The organism is Streptomyces sp. NPDC033221 (genome assembly GCF_055577005.1).
In genome coordinates, this window is the sequence record NZ_JBVIQN010000027.1 from 21,937 (window position 1) to 40,767 (window position 18,831).

At 70.8% G+C, this 18,831-nt stretch carries 21 protein-coding genes; all 21 read right to left on the minus strand.

Features of this window, described 5'->3' with window-relative positions; all coding sequences use genetic code 11:
- On the minus strand, nt 1-576 hold the full coding sequence (locus ACZ53K_RS29270) for a deoxynucleotide monophosphate kinase family protein (protein ID WP_468842200.1): 576 nt from the start codon (nt 574-576) through the stop codon (nt 1-3).
- A gap of 100 nt (nt 577-676) precedes the next feature.
- Nucleotides 677-922 (minus strand): hypothetical protein, encoded by a 246-nt coding sequence (locus ACZ53K_RS29275; protein WP_468842202.1) that lies wholly within the window; start codon nt 920-922, stop codon nt 677-679.
- 2 nt (nt 923-924) lie between these two features.
- Nucleotides 925-2,184 (minus strand): peptidoglycan-binding protein, encoded by a 1,260-nt coding sequence (locus ACZ53K_RS29280; RefSeq protein WP_468842204.1) that lies wholly within the window; start codon nt 2,182-2,184, stop codon nt 925-927.
- 75 nt (nt 2,185-2,259) lie between these two features.
- Complete coding sequence (locus ACZ53K_RS29285; protein WP_468842206.1) at nt 2,260-2,964, minus strand: hypothetical protein; 705 nt, start codon at nt 2,962-2,964, stop codon at nt 2,260-2,262.
- A complete protein-coding gene (locus tag ACZ53K_RS29290; RefSeq protein ID WP_468842208.1) occupies nt 2,964-4,061 on the minus strand; it encodes a hypothetical protein in 1,098 nt (365 codons plus the stop codon). The genes ACZ53K_RS29285 and ACZ53K_RS29290 overlap by 1 nt, the downstream gene beginning before the upstream one ends.
- 7 nt (nt 4,062-4,068) lie before the next feature.
- Nucleotides 4,069-5,061, minus strand: a complete 993-nt coding sequence (locus ACZ53K_RS29295; RefSeq protein ID WP_468842211.1) for a hypothetical protein — start codon at nt 5,059-5,061, stop codon at nt 4,069-4,071.
- Nucleotides 5,062-5,157: 96 nt separating this feature from the next.
- Complete coding sequence (locus tag ACZ53K_RS29300) at nt 5,158-6,054, minus strand: phage distal tail protein (RefSeq protein ID WP_468842214.1); 897 nt, start codon at nt 6,052-6,054, stop codon at nt 5,158-5,160.
- 1 nt (nt 6,055) lies between these two features.
- Nucleotides 6,056-8,746 carry a phage tail protein gene (locus tag ACZ53K_RS29305; protein ID WP_468842217.1) on the minus strand — a complete coding sequence of 897 codons (2,691 nt, stop codon included), beginning with the start codon at nt 8,744-8,746 and terminating at the stop codon, nt 6,056-6,058.
- Between the two features lie 382 nt (nt 8,747-9,128).
- Complete coding sequence (locus ACZ53K_RS29310) at nt 9,129-9,452, minus strand: phage tail assembly protein (RefSeq protein ID WP_468842219.1); 324 nt, start codon at nt 9,450-9,452, stop codon at nt 9,129-9,131.
- Nucleotides 9,453-9,580: 128 nt separating this feature from the next.
- Nucleotides 9,581-10,177, minus strand: coding sequence for a phage tail tube protein (locus tag ACZ53K_RS29315; protein WP_361635624.1), 597 nt, complete (start codon nt 10,175-10,177; stop codon nt 9,581-9,583).
- A complete protein-coding gene (locus ACZ53K_RS29320; RefSeq protein ID WP_468842222.1) occupies nt 10,164-10,601 on the minus strand; it encodes a phage tail termination protein in 438 nt (145 codons plus the stop codon). The genes ACZ53K_RS29315 and ACZ53K_RS29320 overlap by 14 nt, the downstream gene beginning before the upstream one ends.
- Nucleotides 10,598-10,882, minus strand: coding sequence for a DUF5403 family protein (locus ACZ53K_RS29325; protein ID WP_468842224.1), 285 nt, complete (start codon nt 10,880-10,882; stop codon nt 10,598-10,600). Before ACZ53K_RS29325 ends, ACZ53K_RS29320 begins: the two co-directional genes overlap by 4 nt.
- 4 nt (nt 10,883-10,886) lie before the next feature.
- On the minus strand, nt 10,887-11,210 hold the full coding sequence (locus tag ACZ53K_RS29330) for a hypothetical protein (RefSeq protein ID WP_468842227.1): 324 nt from the start codon (nt 11,208-11,210) through the stop codon (nt 10,887-10,889).
- Nucleotides 11,207-11,581 (minus strand): hypothetical protein, encoded by a 375-nt coding sequence (locus ACZ53K_RS29335; RefSeq protein WP_468842229.1) that lies wholly within the window; start codon nt 11,579-11,581, stop codon nt 11,207-11,209. Before ACZ53K_RS29335 ends, ACZ53K_RS29330 begins: the two co-directional genes overlap by 4 nt.
- Before the next feature lie 10 nt (nt 11,582-11,591).
- Nucleotides 11,592-12,518 (minus strand): phage major capsid protein, encoded by a 927-nt coding sequence (locus tag ACZ53K_RS29340; RefSeq protein WP_468842231.1) that lies wholly within the window; start codon nt 12,516-12,518, stop codon nt 11,592-11,594.
- Nucleotides 12,519-12,616: 98 nt separating this feature from the next.
- Entirely contained in the window at nt 12,617-13,129 is a 513-nt protein-coding gene (locus tag ACZ53K_RS29345; RefSeq protein WP_468842233.1) for a hypothetical protein, read from the minus strand.
- A 14-nt stretch (nt 13,130-13,143) separates the two neighbouring features.
- Nucleotides 13,144-14,145 carry a VG15 protein gene (locus tag ACZ53K_RS29350; RefSeq protein ID WP_468842235.1) on the minus strand — a complete coding sequence of 334 codons (1,002 nt, stop codon included), beginning with the start codon at nt 14,143-14,145 and terminating at the stop codon, nt 13,144-13,146.
- Entirely contained in the window at nt 14,132-15,562 is a 1,431-nt protein-coding gene (locus ACZ53K_RS29355; protein ID WP_468842237.1) for a phage portal protein, read from the minus strand. Before ACZ53K_RS29355 ends, ACZ53K_RS29350 begins: the two co-directional genes overlap by 14 nt.
- Before the next feature lie 17 nt (nt 15,563-15,579).
- Complete coding sequence (locus tag ACZ53K_RS29360) at nt 15,580-16,656, minus strand: terminase (protein ID WP_468842239.1); 1,077 nt, start codon at nt 16,654-16,656, stop codon at nt 15,580-15,582.
- Between the two features lie 608 nt (nt 16,657-17,264).
- Entirely contained in the window at nt 17,265-17,693 is a 429-nt protein-coding gene (locus tag ACZ53K_RS29365; protein ID WP_468842241.1) for a phage terminase small subunit, read from the minus strand.
- Nucleotides 17,694-17,733: 40 nt separating this feature from the next.
- Entirely contained in the window at nt 17,734-17,940 is a 207-nt protein-coding gene (locus tag ACZ53K_RS29370; RefSeq protein WP_468842243.1) for a hypothetical protein, read from the minus strand.
- Between the last annotated feature and the right edge of the window lie 891 nt (nt 17,941-18,831).

Here is an 18,831-nt window from a genome sequence, read left to right on the forward strand (position 1 = left end):
TCAGCCTCCAAGGCTCGTGTACAGATCACGGACGCTGGCCCGGAGCTGGGCCAGCGTTCCGCCGTTGTGGAGCACGTGGTCCGGCGTCGCGCCGTCCAGCTCCGTTTCCGATTCGTGGGCCCCCGCGTCGTCCGCCAGGCCCGCCCCCGGCCGCTTCACCCGCACGACCACGGCGCCCTCCTCCCGGAGGGCGTCCAGCTCGTTGGCGTAGCGCACGTCCGTGATGACGCACGGCATGTTCCACTGCGTGCCCTGGCGGACCTGGGCCTGTACCGGCCGGAGCCACAGGTCCGCGTCCAGTTCCCGGACGGTCTGGCCGTACTCCTGGAGGAGCCGCCGGACCTCCGGGAACTGGACCTTGGCCGTCTCCCAGCCCGCCCGCCGGACGAGATCCGCCAGACGCACGGGAACCCCGGTGAACCGGAGGGGGACGTGGGGGTTCAGCCGGACCAGTGCCCGCTTCACCTCGTCGCCGAACGCAAGGCGGGTGTAACTGGCATGGCGGGTCAGGATGCTGGCCACGGTGTCCTTGCCGGACCGGGCCTTGCCGATAAGCGCGATGTGGGGGTGGGACACGGGGCTCTCCTTGTCACGGAGCGCTCCGCCGGCCAGCACGCTAGGTGAGGCCCGGCGGAGCGCGGGAGGTCGGTGTCCCGCGATCCACTGGGGCCCGTGACTAGACCTTGCCGGTGGCCTTCAGCACTGCCGCGATCAGGGTTCCGGCGGAGGTGACGGCCGCCACCGGCAGGGCGTAGCGCCAGCGCTCCAGGCCCCGGAGGCGGGTTTCGTGGTCGTCCAGGGTCTGGGCCACGGCCGCGTGTGTCTGGGACAGGCTCCGCACGTCGCCGCGCAGTGCCACCAGTTCGTCATAGATTTCGCGGGCCCCGATGGTGACGCCGCCCAGCTCGTTTCGGTCGTCCATGCCTACCTCATCAGGTGGGCCCACGTGTCGGGGCCGGGGATGCCGTCCGCCTCCGCGCCCCGCCAGCCCTGGGCGCGCTGGAACGCCCGCGTGGCTCGGCGGTCCGATTCGGTCCACCGGGGGCCGGGGCCGATGGAGTACGCCCCGCCGAAGCCATGGCGGACCAGGGCCTGGCCGAGGATGGTCACGTACCGGTTGGACTCGCCGGGGCCGAACATGCCCGCGCCCGGGAACGGGGTGGGCGTGGGCGCCGCCATCAGGTGCGCCCAGGTGTCGGGGCCCGGGTAGCCGTCGGCTTCGGACCCGCTCCAGCCCTGGGCCCGCTGGAAGGCCGCCACGGCCCGCCGGTCGGCGTTCGTCCACGTCGGGCCGGGGCCCACCGCGTAGTACCGGCCGTACCCGTGCCGGACCAGGGCCTGGCCGAGCTGGTTCACGTACTGGTTGGACTGGCCGGGCCCGAAGGAGCCACGTCCGGGGAAGCCTCCGGCCGACGGGCCGGGGTGGCCGGGCGTGGGGTCCGGCGTCGCCGGGGTCGTGCTCCCCTGGTCCGGGATGCTGATCTTGTCGCCGGGGTGGATCACGTTCGCGTCGTGTACCTGGGGGTTGATCGCCAGGAGGGCCGCCAGGGACACCCCGGCGGAGGCCGCGATCTTGCCCAGGGTCTGGCCCGCCTTGACGGTCACCTGGGCGACCCGGCCGGACCCGGCGTGGGAGCCACTGGACGACGGGCCGGAGGCCGCCGCCTTGTACGTGAACCCAGTCCGCCCCTTCAGGGCCGGGTCCGCGGTGGTCACGCCCTCCGGGTACTGCGGCAGGCCGTACCCGTGAACGTAGGCGTCCCGACGGTTGCGGACCTTGAGGTAAACGCCGTCGCCCTCCGCCGATCCGCTCGTGTTGGTATTGCCCTCCACGCACGTGATCGTGTCGCCGTTGTAGGCAACCACGATCCCGGTGTGCGAGTTTGCCGACCGCCCGTAGATCACCTGGGCGCCGATGGCGGGGTACGCCGAGTACCGGCCCCGGGAGGCGAACCAGTTCTGCGCGGCGGCCACGGCTGCGGTGACCGGGAACAGGGAGGACGCCCCGGCCTGCTGCGCGCACCAGGAGACGAACGTGGCGCACCACGCCATGCCCTGGCTCCAGGTCAGTCCGGGGACGGCCGGGCTGTACTTTTGGATGTTGTTCCAGTGGCCCCCGCTGTAGCCCTCGTGGGTGCCGATCTCTCCGCGTGCTATGCGGATCACGTCTGCGGCCGAAGCCAAATCTGTCTCCTGTGGTCGTGCAAAGGCCCCGCCGAATCTGCCCGGCGGGGCCGTGTAACGGGGATGTACTGGGGGTCAGGACTGGACGCCGTACAGGCGCTGTACGCACGCCCACACCCGGGCGGACGACGACTTGGCGCGCGCCTGGAGCTTGACCTCCGGGAAGCGCCCGAACTCGTAGTTGGGGACCTTGAACGTGGCCTGGAGAGGCGTGCCGGTGGAGCTGACCGCCACCACTTCGTCATCCACGGTGATGCGGAAGTCTCCGCCGCCCCCGCTGCCGGAGGCTTGCGCGAACACCGACATGCGCGGGTGCTGGACTTCGGGCCATCCCACCTGTAGGTCCGTCCAGTCCGTGGCGTTGGTGTTCGGCCAGTCCTCCGCCTGCGCCGGACTCATGACCAAGGGCAGGTGCGGACGGGCCAGGCCCCCGGCCTCCACGTCGTCCGCGAAGACCTCGTTCTCCTGGGCGTCATAGATCCGGACGGCCTGGGGCCGGTTGCCGTCGGTGCTGCCGCTGAACACCGAGAGGGCCAGTTTGCCGTCCCGTCGCCGGACCACCAGGGCGTGTTCCCCCGCGACGGGGCCCACCTCGCCGACACGGAAGGTTTCCGCGCCGCCGGGCTGGCGGACGGACAGGCTTCCGCCTTCTCCGATCTTCACGTCTCCGTGCATGATCTGGTTGAGTGCCGGCCGCCGGTTTGCGGCCGTCGTCAGGGCCCGCAACTCCTGTTCCAGACGCCGGAGTCGGTCGTTGATGTCCTGGGGAATGGTCGCCATCAGGCAGCCTCCAAATACAGCTCCGCGGCTTCCTGCTGACCGCGTTGGGCGGGGGTGACGTGCAGCCCGACCACGCGGTAATCCGCGTCCAGGCCGCTGGAGAACCAGGTGTCCCGGATGCGCAGGCGGACCGGGGAGCCGAGGAGCGCGGGCGTCACCTGCCCGTCCAGCCGGGCCTTGACGGTCGGGATCACCACGGGCTCCTTGGCCAGGCCCAGGTCCGCCTTGGCGTGCTCGTTGAGCGTGGGCAGCCGCTCCACGGTGTTGTAGTCGCTGGAGCCGTCCAGGCGGGGCCAGCCCTGGGCCAGCTTGTCCGGGTAGGACCACTCCGTGGACAGGATCGGGTGCGAGTCCTCCGCCTGGTTCTGGTTGTCGGTCGCTCCCCGGCTCTGCCACGTGTTGGCCATGCCGGTGGCGTCCTGGGGCCAGGAGTAGGACAGGACGTTGCCCGGGTAGGTCAGCATCACCGGCGCGGCCCCGGCCTCGATGGCGGGGTAACCGAGCTGGAGACGCTTGACGCGCTCCCCGGTAGCCGCGTCGCGGTAGACCTGGACGCGCCACTCAAACCCGTTCTCCACGGACGCCAGCTGGTCCAGGGCCTCCCGCAGGCGGATGGAGTCGTACCGCGAATACGTGCGGTCCCGCAGGACACCGGAGGTCTTGGTGTAGTCGATCCGGATACCGATGTCCCCGCCGTCCTGACGGCCGGCATACGTGGCCAGGTCTCGCGCGATGTCGAACTGGTCCGCCTGCTTGGCCTCTTGGGTGTCCCGGAGGATGCGGTGGTCCCAGTAGGAGTCAAAGGTGGCCGCCTGGATGGCGACGGTCACCGCGCCCCGGTCGTCCACGCCCGGGGTCATCGTCCACACGATCCCGCCCCACCACAGGTCCCGGCCCCGCTCGACCCACAGGGCCGTACGGCCGGGCATCACGGCCCGCTTGATGCGCTCCGCCATCGCGGCGTCCGCGACAGGGATGGTGCCGGACAGGGCGCCGGTCTTGCCTATGAAGTCGTCAAAGCTGGCGCCCTGGACGGGGAGCTGGTCCAGGAGCTGGTCCGTGCGCAGGTCCGCGAACAGGTAGCGGTACTGGGACACTCAGCTCCTAGAGGACGTAGGTGGGGGTGATGCGCATGGTCTGACCTGAGATGACGCCGTTGGGGGACCAGGAGCGCAGGTCTACGCGCCCGGTGGTGCTGAAGTAGGCCCCGCCGTCGGCGTAGCCGTCGCAGGCGATGGCCTCCACGCTCTTGGTGGGGCGGAATCCCTCCGGCACGATGAACAGGGGCTCGTCCGCGATGTTGCCGAACGCGTTGGCCGTGATGTTCGACCCCGTACGCGCCACCTCCGCAACGATGTGCACCACACCGCACGTCTTCTTGGCCTCGAACGACTCGACGCGCCAGTCCGGCAAGGGGGTGAAACTGTTGGTCGTCTCCACCTGCGCCGCGAACCGCTGGTCCGTCGCCAGGGTTTTGGTGTCGCTGCGGTACAGGCCCGCGTCCCCCAGCTCCAGGCGCCCGGCGTAGCCGAGGCGGATCACCGGCTCCCAGTCGGTACCGTTGGAGCGCTCCAGGATGCCGCCGTACTCGCGGTACTGGCCCGGGTAGGCCGCGGGCGTGGGGCCGATACTGATACCGCCTGCGGCGACCGTGACCGTCCGCCGGTCGGTCACGTTCTTAGCCCAGGGAATGCCACCGGTGCCCGACGACGCACCGGCCGGAACCTTGATCTCGTACAGAGGCAGGGTGGTGCCCGGCATCTGCGGGGCGGCGGGGTTGGCCGACGGCTCGCCCTGGATGACCTCCACCACGGCTTTGACTTCTCCGGTGGAGTCGTGCGGGTCGTCATAGACCCGCAGGACCACCAGGTCAATGCGCGGGAACTGGGCGTCTCCGGGAGCGAACGTCACGGGCTCCGGGGCCGTGACGGCCACCGGATAGGCGCCCTGGTCCTCCGTGCCCTGGATCACCGCGCGCCCGACGCCCACCGTCAGTTCCATCTCTCCGGCGACGCGCAGGCTAAACGGATGCTTGCTTGGCAGGACACCGGATACGGTCGTCAGCTCCCCGGCGGGCGTGAAGGTACCGATAGGCACCACGCGGGTGTCCTGCCGGGTCTGGCCCCCGCTACCGCTTGCCCCACGGGTGACCAGCCACCCACTACGAACCGTCACAGCCGGCATACCTCTCTGCTACCAAAATGCGTTGCGCCACCGGACGGTCACCGATGCACGCGGGTCGTACGCGGTCATGTCCGCGCGGAATGTCATGGAGGTGGAGCCGGGTTCGACCGTGAACGCCTGCTCCGGTACGGAGTTGCGGGTGGCCGTGTAGAGCCGGGACGCGGAGCCGTTGAGCATGACCGTCCCGGCCGCACAGTCCACGGTGAGCGTGTCGCGCTCCCCCAACGTGATGTCGTACTCCAGGGCCAGGCCGCGTTCCACCTGGATCACGGACGGGCGCACGACCGGGCCCCGGAACTCCACGACCGGGTGTGTCAACGCGTCCCCGCCGTTCGTCACGTTCACGGTGCCGGTGGAACCGGCCGTGCCCCAGCTCAGGGGCCAGTCCAGCCCCCCGGCCCAGTCCAGGCCGGGTTCCTCCTGCGGCAGGCCCACCAGCGCCGAGACCTCCGCAACGGAGTACCGGCGCGGGTCGGTGCACTCCCACACCAGGGAGCCGGACGGCTCCCCCTTGGTGTACTGGCGGTCCGCCGGGAGGGCGCGGCGGGTGATACGTCCGCGCATCACCCGCCGGGTTCCGGCGAGTTGGACGACCAGCTCCTGGTCCTCCTGGCCCAGAGCGGTGGCCGCCCTCAGCCGGTCCAGGACGGCCGGGAAGTCGGCCGGGTCGTCCGGCAGGATGGAGAAATCCCACTGGAGCACCCGAGTGCCGGCCAGCATCTGGCCGGGCCACGCGCCGTGTTGGCCGGGCATGGCCACGTTGGCCACGTCCACGTCCGGGAGGTCGTCCCAGCCCGCCAGTTTCTCGCCGACGTACGGCGTGTCCTCGCCCAGGAGCAGACCCCGGTACTGGATCTGTCCGTCCTGGGTTATCAGCCCGTCGCCGGACCGCAGTTGCGCGGCCAAGCTACCCCCTTGCCTTCATGCGCCACTCCAGCTCACGGGCCACCTGGGCAGGCGACAGGTTCCCGGCGTGGAAGTTCTCGATGGTCAGTGCAGCCGTCGGCCCGGTGCCGCTCCGGCTGGTGGACGGAACATGTTCCGTCTGGACCCGGACCGGCCCGCCGACCATGGCCGGTAGGTCGCCGGTGAGGCCGCCCAACTGGCGCTTCAGGTGCGGCACCTGGTCCTCGATGCCGCGCATGAAGCCCTTCAGCAACAGACGGCCGTTGGGGGTCAGGATGCGGGCGTCCAGCTCCGCCGGGCCCTTCCAGTCCGGCAGCATGTTGGTGATGCTGGACAGCTTGTTCTTCAGGGAGCTGATCATGGACGTGATGCCGTGAATGAAGCCCTTGATCAGGGACTTTCCGGCGTTGATCAGCGTCCCGCCGAGATTGCCCAGGGCGTCGCGGGCCCGGCCGGGCAGCTCCCGGACGGTCGAGACGGCCGAGGAGATCCCGGACCCGATGCTGTGGACCATGGACGACAGGCCGGAGCGCGCCGCCGAGACGACGTTGGAGCCCATGGACTTCACCGCCGACCAGGCCCGGGAGCCCATGTTCCCGAAGAACCCGACCACGGCGGAGACGCCGGACGAGACGACGGAACCGATCTTGGAGAAGATGGCACCGAAGAACGAAGCCAGCCCGGACAGCAGCGACTTGGCCGCGTTCAGCGCGCCGGAGAAGTCGCCCCGGAACAGCGCGACGATCATCTTGATCGCGGGGACGACCACGGCGGTGATGTACTTCGCGGCCAGCTCCGCCAGCACCCCCGCGATCTTGCCGACGATGCCGATCACCACCGTGATCACCGGCATCAGCGCCTTGAACGCACCGGCCAGCAGCGAGCCCAGGGCCGTGATCAACGGCCCGCAAGCGGCCAGGAGTTGACCGAGCGCGGAGCCGATGGTGGCCAGCGCAGGGGCCAGCGCACTGACCAGTTGACCGACCAATTGCCCCAAAATCGGGGCAAGCTGGGCGACAACGGACAGGATCGGCCCGACGATCGCCGGGAGCTGCGCGAGGACCGGCTTTAGGGCCGTGAGCAGCGCAGACGCGATCTGGGCGACCAGGCCGCCGACGACCGTCAGGACGGGGCCGAGGGCTCCGACGAGCTGTGACGCGAGCTGCGTCACGATCGGCAGACAGGCCGCCAGGGCCTGACCGACGATCTGGACGACCGGGCCCAGGGCCGTGCCCAAGGTCGTCGCGAGCTGGGCCAGAACCGGGCCCAAGGTCCGGGCCGCGTTCTGGACCGGCCCTGACAACGTTGTCGCCAGTGAGGCGAGCAACGGCATGGCCGCCTGGAGAGCAGCCCCCAGGACGGTCGAAACGGCCCGGCCGACCGCCGAAACGGTCTCGAACAGGGCCTTGAACGTCGCCTGGGCCTCCGGCGTCGCCGTGACCCGGGCGGCCGTCGCGGCCAGCTCCGAAAGAACCTGGAGGGCCCCGCCTCCGGCGTCGGCCGCCGATCCCAGGACGTTGCCCAGGGTCTTGCCGACGTTGGCCAGGACGCCGCCGAAGGTGCGGGCGACGCCCACCCCGCGCTCAATGGCGCGGGTCATGCCCCCGGACTCGAACGCCGAGGTCATCCGGCCCCGGAGACGGTCCAGGCCGTCCCCCATGGAGGACGTCATCCGCTCCCAGACCGGAGCGGCAGCCGCGCCGAGCTGGGTAAGGCCCTGAAGGACCGTACCGGGCAGGCCCTTCATGTTCTGAAGGCCCTTGGTCGCCCCGCCCAGGGCCTTGCCCAGGGTGCCGTCCTGGGCCAGGGCGCGGGCAGTGCCGGCCGCATCCTTGGCCATCCCGTTCAGGGCGGCGCCCGCGCCGGTCAACTCCGTGCGCAGGACGGGCAGGACGGCGCGCGAGGTCTGGGTGAGCGTGTCGCCCAGGCCCTTGAACACGGCGCCCTGGACGGACTGTTTCACCTTGTCCCAGGCCGGGCCCAGGGCCTTGGCCTGGCGGACGAAATCCCGCGCCGACGGCGCGAGTTTCGCCATGGCGTCCGCGTCGCCGTGGAGTGCGTCGGCGACGCCGGACATGCCGATCTTCAGGGCCGCCCCGGCCGACGCCAGGGCCAGGACGGCCGGGGCCGCGACCCCGGCCGCCGGGGCCATGGCCGCAATCGACGAGGCCAGGCCCGCCACCGCCGGAACGGTGGAGGCCATCGTGGCCAGCTTCCCTACGGAGCCGACCAGCGACAGGAGGCCGCGCGCCGCGCCGCCCGAATCCCCGCCGAGCGAGGAGACGTTGCGGCTCAGCGCCGCGAGGGCGTTGCGGTCCGCATCGATGCGGGCCGGGATGGTCAGCGGGGGTTCGAGGTGGGCCAGCTCCCGGCGGAGCCGGGCCACCTCCCGCTCGCTGACCTCCAGGCGGACGCCAAGGGATGCGTTCGCGCCCTCCAGACGGCCGCGGAGCCGGTCGCGGAACTGCGACAGGTCCGGATCGACCAGGACCTTGACGCGGGCCCGTACCCGGGCCAGTTGGGTGTTCAGGCGCTCCCGGAACCCGGTAAGGTCCGGGACGGCCTGGACCTGGACGCGGGCGCGCCGCTCGATGCGGTCTAGGTACCGCTGGAGAGAGGTGGCGAAGTTCGACGTGTCGGGGAGGACACGGATCGACAGTCGCCCGGCCTCGCGGCCTCCGGGCCCGGCCAAGTGCTACCCCCTGGTGGTGCTATGGGCTTGGCCAAGGGGTGCGAGGACAGGTCAAGGCGTGGCTTGGGACTATCCGCCTTGACCTGTGGAACGTTGACGGGAACGGGTTCCCGCTTGAGCTTGCCGCCGGAGACGCGGACGTTGTTGGCGTCGGCGAACCGTACGGCGTTGATGAGCTGGGCCAGCAGGTGGGTTTGCACCGTCCAGCCCCGGTGTTCGGGCCCGCCCGCCAGCGATGCGGCCAGGGCGGAGTCCGGGGGCAGATGCTCGGTGAGCTGCCAGGCCCGGCGGGGTGCGAGGGCGCCCCTCCACACGTCGGCCAGGTCCAGGCCGTAGTACCGCTGGAGGTCCGCCCGCAGGGGCCCGCCGTGGCCCTGGTCTATCAGCTCTCCGAGCGCGGAGCTTCCCCCACCTGGGTCTCCTCCTGCCACTCGCCGACCGCCCGGACGAACATGCCCAGGGGCCAGTCCTCCATCTCCGCCTTCAGCGCGGCGGGGTCGTCGGCCACCAGGAGGAGAAGGTCCCGGATCTGCGGGACCAGCTCCTCCAGGTCGTCCGTGCCGGTCTCGCCGAGACGCGCGAGGATGACGCGGGCGGCCTTCAGGCCCTTGTCCGGCAGCATGAGAATGTTGCGGAGCTGGACGGTTTCACCGGCCCGCGTCTCCAGCTCCAGGCCCGCGTACTCCGCCGCCGCTTCCGCCATCATGTCTGCGCAAGAAAGTGCCAAGGGTGGTCCCCAAAAGTCGTGCGTGGTGCGGTCCCTGGGAAGAAATCCCTTCCGCCCGGAGGGACCGGCCGGGCGGAAGGGTGGTTACGGAGCGCTTGGCCGGCGCTCTACGCAGCGTGAGAATCGCCGCTGGTCTGGGGCGGGGCCACCGGGGCCGCGACCTGGGCCCATTCGCCGATGGAGTTGCCCAGCTTGGCGGAGCCCAGGATGGTGGCCTTGATCGGGAAGGCCACGAAGTCATCGTTGGACATGCCCACCGCGTCCGAGCCCAGGAGGGACACGCGCGGGTGGTACAGCGGCAGGTAGTTGGTTCCGTCCACCAGGACCACCAGGAGCGCCTTGGTCTGCGGCACCGGCGTGGCCGGGATGCGGAACGAGTGGTCCGCCTGGACGGCCGCCGGGCCCGCACCAAAGTAGAGCTGGTAGGTCAGGGCCGTGGCCTGGATGGACTGGAACGTGATCGAGTACGTCACGTCCGGCGTGGTCGCCCGCAGCTTGGCATTCTGCCAACTGCCCTTGATCTCCGGGTCATCACCGTCCCGGCCGAACTCCGGGAGTTCGTCCAACTTGGTATGGCCGATGTTCTCCCAGCCACCGCCCGGCTTGGTCGGGTCGGTGAGGTCCACGGGCTTGTCCGTGTCCGGGTCGGCGATGAAGATGTATCCGCCCGCCGCGACAATCGCGGCGTCGTCAATGAGCGCCATGCAGGGTCTTTCTGTGTTGCAGGGGGCGGGCCGTGACCCGGTAGGTGGCCTGGAACCGGAACAGGTCCGGCCCGGCCGCCGGGGAACCCGTGCGGATCTCCGCCGGGCCGCTCACGTCCTCGAACCGGGACAGGTAGCCGTCGGGCCCGCGGAATTGGTTGCGGCACGCCTCCGCCAGGACCACCCGCGCGACGCGGGCCAGGCTGGAGGCGTCGCGCCGGTCGGTGGCCGCGCACTGCACATCGACCAGGGCCACGTCGATACCGAGCGGGTTGGAGGAGCCGCCGGGCACCCGGCGGGCCACCACCAGCGGGAGCCGGTCGGCCCAGTCGTCGGGCCACAGCACACGGACCATGGCGCCGCTCAGACCGGCGCGGAGCGCGTCGGTCACCAGGGCGTCGACGTCGGGGAGAACCGGCCTCACAGGCCCGCCTCAATGGCGTGGATGCCGGACACCCACGTCAGGCCGTCGCGGGCCCAGTGGCCGTAGTTGATGGCGAATACCGCCGGGTCCTCCAGCGTCACAGTGGAGTCCGTGCGGTTGGTGCAGACCTTGGTGTGGTCGGCCAGGGCCCCGGTGCGCCGGTGCGCCTCGACGACCGCCCGCACCCGGTCCGCGCGGTGCTCCAGCTCGTCCGCCACGGCGTCGCGCACGCCGGGCAGGTGGGCCACGATGCTGTCCAGGTTGGGTTTGACCGTCGCCATGGGATCACCCCCGCTTTCGGATCGTGGCTACGTGGTGGGCCAGGCGGCGGCCCCCGCCGAAGTGCTGGGGCTCGCCGACCACGGCCCAGGTGGCCCCGGCCCACTCGACGCGGGACCAGGGCCCGGCCGGGAGGGACCGGGCGTACACCCGGTACTCGGTGCCGGTCAGATAGCCGGGCTCGCCGCTATCGTCCGTGGTGGAGGGCAGGACGCGGGCCCGGAGGGTCACCGGGGCGCCGGGGCCGGGCTTGGTGCCGCCGTACCCGTCGTCCACGACCACCGTGGGGTACACGGTCACCGTGTCCGGGCCGGAGTCCAGCAGGCTCACAGCGAACCCCCCAGGGACTCCATGGGCACGGCGAAGATGCCGCAGGCGCCGACGGCTGCGCGGACCATCCGGGCCTCACTGTCGGTCAGGCCGGCGCCCACGGGCAGTGACGCGGGAAGCTGGTACTGGTAGCCGCCTTGAAGCTCCGACCGGTACCCCTCCGGGTTGCGGACGCGCCGCTCAGCAGCCGCCAGGGTGACGGCCACCGCGACCTCCGGGGCCCTGGCCGGATCGGGCCAGGCGTCCCCGTAGGCGCGCACGATGGCGGAGGCATCCGCCAACGCGGCCTCCGCCTGCGTGCGCTCCTGGCCGACCAGCTCCCGGCCCAGGCGCCTTTCCAGCGCCGCTATGTCTGCCAGGGGCGTCGTCATACGGCCCGCCTTACGCGCCCGTGGAGGGCTTCGACGGGGCCGTAGCCATGTCCAGCTTGACCGCGCGGACCAGCTTCTTGGCGCTGCCCACCTTGTCAGTCATGACGTTGTAACCGGCGTAGACGTTCAGGATCGAACGGTCCCGCAGCTTGTTCGCGTCGTAGTCGCGAATCCAGCGCATGGCCAGCCCGTTGTACGACTGCGAGGAGCCGGAGGTGACACCGGCCGGGATGGCCGGGGCCCGGGTCGCCAGCACGAACGCGCTGGGGATGAAGCCGTACGCGGCGCGCGGGTTGATGGCGTTGGACACCACCAGGTCGAACCCGGCCAGACGGCCGATGGTCGCCGAGCGGAGCGCGGTGTCCGAACCGGACTTCGAGTGATCGTTGATCCGGCCGGACTTCAGCAGGGCGGTTTCCACGTCCGCGCCGACCAGGAGGGTCCGCCCCTCCTGGGGAACGTTGGCCTTGTTCAGCGCGGCGCGGGCGTCCACGATGGCCAGCCACGGGTCCGCCTCGTCCACCGCCACGGTGTTGGCGTAGTTGGCGCCCTCGATCATGTTCGCCACGCCCGTGTCCACGGCCTTGGCGACCGCGTTGACCTGCGGCTGGAGGATCTGCGAGCCGAAGTCCTTGATGTCCAGCGTCAGTTCCTCGTCCGTGACGCCGACCGCGCTGTAAATGTCCTTGTTGAGCTGGACCGTGATCGAGTCCTCCGCCAGTTCGTCCAGGACAATGTCCGAACTGCGGTCGTTGCGCCACTCGTACTCGCGGGCCGTGGTGGTCGCCGGGATACGAATGGTCACGGTGTCGTTCTTGGCGCCGGTGAAGTCGAAACCGCCACTCGTCCACACCAGGCGGGAGAGAACCATCTCCCGCTCCAGAAGACCGAGGGCCGTAGCCGCGATCTTCTCCGCCTTCAGAAAGCTGTTCGCCATGTGCTCCGCTCAGGGCCGGGGCCCCGGGCCAGCGCACACCGCTTCACCAAAGGCCCTTGGTCAGGAAAGCCCTTGGTTTTGGTGCTACTTGTGCTGCTCTACCGGCGCGCGCGGGGGATGCCGGCCGCCAGCTCCGCCGGGTCGCTGGCCTCCGCCTTGGCCGACGGGTCCAGGCCGCCCCGGCCCATGCCGCCGCCCTGGGCGTGGAGGATTTCCGCCAGCGCCTTGGCGTCCGCCTCGCGGGCGTCCTCGTCCTCACCGCAGATCCGTACGGCCAGCGCGTCCGGCAGGTGGTAGCGGCGGGCCAGGCGTTCGCGGTGCAGGTCTGTTTCCAGCTCCGCCGCCCGGTCGGCCACCGCCTGGAACTCCTCCGGCGTCTTGGCCGCCTTCAGGGCCTCCGCCGTCTCCCGGGCCTTGGTGCGGTAGCGGGCCGCTTCGGCCCGTACCGTCTTCAGCTCCGCACGGAGGGCGTCGGCGTCCAGCTCCTGGCCGTCCTCGCCGTCCTCCGGCTCCGGCGCCTGCTCCTGGCTCTCCGGGTCATCGGACGGAACATGTTCCGTCTGCGCCTCCGGGGTGGCGTCGGTCGCGTCGGGGGTGGGGGTGTCTGCCATGTGGGGGCCTTCCGTCAACGTGATGATTCGATGTGCCGACGCCAGGCCCTCCGGGCCTCCGCACCGGCCATGCCGCGCGTGACCTCCTGCCATTCGCGGTCGTACCGCTTGGCGTCGTCGGTCATGAAGTCGTTCCTGGAGTAGACCGGGACCGTCTGGCAGTGACACCCGTTGTGGTAGCGGGTGAGGTCTTCCAGGGCCACCGGGGGCCGCCGGTTCGCCCGGCGCCGCCCGTCCGGCGACCCGGCAGGCTTGCGCCGCCCGCCACCGGCCGCCGTGGCCCGGCTCGTGTAGATCGCGCCCCGGCTCGCCAGCATGGCGCAGAACGCGCACGGGTTGCCGTCGGTCACGCGGGCCCAGCCGACCACCCGCCGGTCCTCGTTCGATGCCCGGTCGATCAGGTCCCGCCCGGCCCGCAGGGCCTCCCGGTCGGCCGCCATGGCCGCCGTACGCCCGGCCGTCTGCGTGGACTCCTCCAGCTCCTGGAGGAACCCGGCGTCATCCAGCCGCCCGCGTGCCTCCACGGGGGCCTCCTGGGCCCGCTGGGCGGCTTCACGGACGCGTGCCGGGCCCTGGGAGACCAGGGAGGCCACCGCCGCGCGGTCGTGGCGCTCTGCGGGCTCCTCCGGCCAGTCGAACCCCTCCAGGACGATGGCCTGGCCGTCGTCCGGCTCCGGGGTGCGCACGGCCCCGGTCCGGGCCGCCCAGTCCTCCCGCAACTCCCCCAGGGTCGTCGCCTCGCCCACCGCCTCCCCGGACAGGGGCGGGAAGGTGTGCCCGGTCTCCAGGGCCCGGTACAGCCGGTAGAAGGCCGCCGCCTGCTCCCGCGACCGGCGCCGCTCGCCCCGGATGACCGCCAGCACCCACGCCAGCCACGCGGCCCCGGACTCCTCCAGGGAGTGAGGGTTCACGCGCGACCAGTGGGCCAGGCACTGGGCACAGACGGCCGCGCCGATCCGCTCCTGTGCCTGCCAGTGCTCTTCCAGGAGATCCGCGGTGGCTCTACTCACCGTCACCGCCGGCCATGCGCTCCGTGAGCGCCGGAGCGGCCACCACGGCGGACGCCATCCGGTCGGCCATCCGTAGGCCGGGGTCGTCCGCTTCCTGGATCTGCGCCCATTCCTCCACGTCCCGGGCCGTGACGCCGGGGATGCGCGACCACATCGCGCGGGCCGGAACGTCCAGCATCTGCACGGCCTTGCCCAGGGCGTCCACCGTCTGGGCCAGGGAGCGCGATTCGGCGTCCTTCCAGAGGACTTCGGCCCGGGGATCCGGCTCCCCGCCCACGACCGTGGCGCACAGCGACAGGACCAGTTCCCAGGACTCCCCCATGGCGTGCTTGTACTCGTCCACCGCTCGCGACAGGGCCGATTCCGCTGCCGCCAGGGCCTCCGCGCTCAGGTTGACCATGGAGCCGAGGAGGTAATGCGGCGGGGTCTGGGACAGGGCGGCCAGGTGCTTGGTCGCCAGCTCGATGGCGTCCAAAAACCCCGACAACGGAGTTTCGTCTAGCTGGGAGAACTTGGTGTCCGCGTCGGGCGCGACCAGGAAGCGGGAGGCGTCCGCCTGAATGGGGATGACCTGGGGCCGCCCGTTGGCGTCGTAGAGGATTTCCCCGCTCTCCGGGTCACGCCGGAACTCCGGCGCCAGGCCGGAGATCGTCCGGACCTTGAACGACCCGAACGTCTGCGAGATCAACAGGTCGAACACCGTCTGGTTGACCCGATCCTGGATCGGGATCATCGGCTCCACCACGCCCGTGACCCGGCCCTCCAGGTCGATGTCCGGCGCGAACCGGACCACGGGGCACACGGTGAAGCCGTGCGGCCGCGACGCCAGGAGCTGGGGCCCGCCCTTGCCGCCCACGATCAGGTCATGAACGTACGTGGCGTCATACAGCCACGCCCGCGCCTCCACGCCGTCCCGGTCGGGGACGGTCTCCACCTGGAGGGCCCACAGCGGAAGCGCGTCGGCCGCCGGGTCCTCGTACGAGGCGTACAGCAGACGCGGGGACACGCCCCGGATCACCGGCCGGGCCGGGTCCGCAGCATCCGGCAGGACCGTCACGAACGCCTGACCGTAGGCCAACGCGGCCCGGTGGACGGGAGTCTGGCGGGCGTCCATGCGCTGGTCCTGCCAGGCCCGCCACTCCGCCGGGGTCTCCTCCGGCGCCTCGCCATCGCGGCCGGCACTCCGCCGGTACCCGTCCACGGCCATGGCCTGGGACGGTGTTTTGACCAGCAGCGGAAGCCAGTTGGACACGGCACGCTTGGCCAGCAGCTTGTATTCCTCGGTGGCGCTGCGGGGGATGTACGGGCCGTCATGGTCGCCGCGCATGTAGCGGTCGATGCGGTCCAGCCGGTCCCGGTCCGCGCGGAGCCGGGCAAACCCCAACTCCGCGCGTGCCGTCGGGGAGACAGTCGTGATGGTCAAGCGCTCCCCTTCGGGGCCTAGAAGAAGTACACGGCCCCGGACCGTTCGGCGGGCCGGGTCTTGCCGGATTCGATGAGCCGGTGGCGCGCGAGGTCGGCCAGCAGCGTGGCCGCGTACGCGTCGATCTTGTGCGCGGACTCGCGGCTGGACTTGCCGAAACTCAGGCCGTACCGGTTGATCCGGCGGCGGGCGTTCAGCACGTGACGGCGCAGCGTCCGCCCCAGAGGAAACGTTTCTCCAGACCCCGGGTGCCGGAGCTGTCCGTCCTCGATGGCGGCCACCAACCGTTCGTTGGCCAGGGTCAGTTCCTGGAGGCCGCCGCGCATGTCCCGGCCCACGGCCGAATGCGCAGATGCCTTGATGACCAGGCGGTCCCGGTAGTCCTCGCTCCAGGCATCCACATAGGACTCCCACAGCGCCACGTCCGCGTGGAACGCCTGCACGTCGTAGCGCTCCAGAGCGTTGCGGACCGCACCGTCCACGGCCTGGCGGTCCACCTGCCAACCGTCACCGGCCGGGCCGTCGGGCTTCTCCCACACGCCCAGGGGCACCACCAGGCGGTCCCGCACGCGAACAGCCACCAGGGCCGTAGCGTCATCGGTCCGCCCGCCGTCGAACCCCAGGGTCACGGCGTCGCCGTCCTCCAGGTGGTCATCCACCGCGCACGCGTCCCAGTCCTCCGGGGCAATGAGCTGATCCTCAGCCGTCACCAACTGATTGAGGAACATGCGCTGCGACCGCGAGCGCGGCATATGGCCGGAGTAGATCGTGGAGACGATCCACTCCACATCCAGCCAGTCCGCGTCACCCCGGGCCGCGAGGATGCCGGCCCTTAGCTGGTCCGGGTCCGCCAGGTCCACCGGCGGGGCCTCCACGGAGTCGTAATACAGGCCGGAATCCCGGCTCTTGCCCTCCGCGAACTTCGACCAGGCGTGCCAGGTCTGTTCCGCCACGGAGTCCTCGCCCGGCAAAGGGGCGTTGGTGATCTCCATGGTCCGGGCGCCGCCGCCCCGGCTCTTGCCGACGTTGCCCGCGATGGTCATCGCCATCTCGTGGCCGCCGTTGGACGAGATCCAGTGATGGGTCTCGTTCATCACCACAAAAGTGGATCAGTAATCGGCCGCCCTCCAGCGCACGCGGTGAGCTGGTGACGGCCTCAATCACCCCGCCTCCGGCGGAGTAGATGATTTCCTTGCCCAGGTCGATGCCGTACGCCGCGATGGCCTCCGGGGAGAACATCCCCGGGAACAGACGCATGGTGTTGCGGGTCTGGTCCTTGCTGACCGCACACACCTGAACCCACGGGGCCGGGTGGGGAACCGCGATCGGGGTTCCGTCCTCGCGCCAACCGCCGAAGCGGCACGGACCGGCGAATTCGACGGCGCACAGCGACGCCAGGAACGGGTCCTTCCCCCAGCCCTTCAAGCGCCGGACGGTGCCCTGGCGCCGGACGAACTCCCCGCGGTCGTTGATCTCGAACCAGCGGAGGACGATGCGGACCTGTTCCGGCGTGTACCGCCAGGGCTGGCCCGCGTCGGGGCCGTCCGGCTGAAGGAGGTAGCGGGAGGTCCACAGGAGCACGTCCCACCCCAGGGTCCGTGTCGGGTCCGGCACGGTATCCGGCCACGTACGGACCGGTTCTAGCGTTTGGGCTGGCAAGGCATCACCTCCCCTCAACTTCCGGGGAGTGATGCCACTCCGCCTACTTGCCTCCGGCCGCCCGCCGGTAGGTCTCCATGAGCGTCACGCGGGCCGCCTCCGCCGGGTCCTCCCCGGCGTCCTCCCGCTCCAGCTCCACACGGGCCCGCCGTCGGGCGCCCTCCGTGGTCAGGAGGTCTGTCATCGCGGACATGACCGCCTGGAAGAGCTGGGCACTGAACTTGCCCTGGCCCAGGTTGCGGCTCATGGCCTCCGCCACGTACACAGCCGTGAGCCAATCCGACTGCTCGTAGAACTGGGCCTGGCCGGAGTCCTTCAGGCTCTGAAACCACCGCTTCGCGATGGGGTGCCAGTCACCGGAGGCCCGGGGGATGGCCGGGGCCTTACCGGCCTCCGCCTTCACCAGGGCCGGGCCGTCCGGCTCATTGCGCCTGCGGCGCTGGTCCGACCGTTTGGGCACGGGGCCGGGCATCGCTTCCCCCTCCGGGTGTCTGGAGGGGGCCGCCGACGCGTCACACCCCCGTGATCTCCTCGAACGTGATGGCCTGCTTCCGGGCCGACACCACCCGCCGGTCCGGGTCCAGCTCCACCACATCCTTCAGCGCGCGAACCATGGCGGCCTCCGCGTCGGCGTACGCCGCGCTGGTCACCAGCCGCAGGTCATACGCATCTGAACCCGGCGCCGTCGCGCACTGGACGCGGATCTGGATGTCTGCCACTTGAACCCCTCCCAGGGCGACTACAGAACGAGCCGCCAGACGAGCATTCAGGCTGGTCAGGCCGCTACCGGCCGTGATCAGCGCTCCCCCTGGCGGACCTTGGAACCCGTACAGAAACAGAGCCGCTATCACGCTTCGGTCTTCCGGCCCGGCCGAAGGGGGTCACCCCCCAGGGCGAAACGGACATGCCGGGCGCCGCGGCCTCCGCGTAGTTCTCACGCTGGATGCAGAGCGAGACGAAGACGGCTGAGCACTCAGCCCAGGTCACCCGGATGCCGACGCTCCGGCCTCCGCCGGGACGGGCGCCGCCGACGTGCCGCAGCGCCCTCCGCACTGGACTTCCGCGCGTGATGCCACCAGCACAGAGCCTGAAGGTTCGCCACGTCGTGGTCGTCACCCGGGACGATGTGGTCCACCTCCGTGGCCGGTGCCGTGCACCGCGTACCCGCGTCCCGCAGGACACCACGGCACTGGAAGCCATCACGCTTCAACACGGACAGGCGACGGACCGGCCAGTCAGCCGGAAGGCGCGAACGCCGATCACTGCCTTGCCAGGCCACAGTCCCCCACGAGCCACCCGACGGAACATGTTCCGTCCGCCTCTAAATAACTAACCAATTAACCTGTGAGCTGCACAAACACCCTCACAGGGCTTGCTTGCCTTTGACTTAACAGTGGTGTTTAAATGCCGGGCTCGCCCCGCGTACGGTGACGCAGGTGACGCACTTTCCGGCTATCCCTCTGGCTGTACCCCCGTCGAGGAACACTAGAGGGGCCACGCCCCCGCCTACGCGGGGATGACGGCACGCTGGCGCAGTGTCGGGCCGAGAGGCCGGGTTCACCCCCGTGTACACGGAGGGGACCCGGCAACCCACAAGGGCGGCACCGACT